The organism is Scandinavium hiltneri (assembly GCF_024764835.1).
GTDB lineage: Bacteria > Pseudomonadota > Gammaproteobacteria > Enterobacterales > Enterobacteriaceae > Scandinavium > Scandinavium hiltneri.
This window is the reverse complement of the sequence record NZ_JALIGE010000026.1, coordinates 1-433: the sequence shown is the minus strand read 5'-3', so window position 1 is coordinate 433 and position 433 is coordinate 1. Positions and strand designations below refer to the sequence as shown.

General features: G+C 46.7%; 1 pseudogene. It reads right to left on the bottom strand.

Annotated elements, in window-relative coordinates:
- Positions 1-74 precede the first annotated feature (74 nt).
- Positions 75-433, bottom strand: a pseudogene (locus MUU47_RS00110) (hypothetical protein); the annotation flags it as partial.

Sequence of the window (433 nt, the reverse complement as noted above, 5' to 3'; positions counted from 1 at the left end):
ACGTAACGTCATGAAAATAACCATAATGTATAAGGATTGTTGCTGCGGAGGAGAGCGGTAATCTCCCCTTGCGGCTAAACTTGCATAGGATATCGCTCGAGAAGTAATTCCAGACGTTGGCGAATATCGACATCCAGCATCGTCGGCTCATCATAGGATTTTCCACCGGCCAGCTTATCTGCCACCATCACATCATGCCGATCTCCCATTAACCCATTAATAGCGGCCAAAAATCTGGAAATCTGACGGGCTTCCCGGTTGCTGGGATCTATAGATCTCAGCGTGTCGTAAAATGAGACTTGCTGGCTAATAATTTTCCGCACATCGTGGAACTGCTTTCCAGTGAGCTGAGGATCAGCAATTAGCCTCTGGAGTTCGCGCATTTGCTCCTGGCGATATGCAATAAAATTGCTCTCGGTTTCTAAGTGAATAT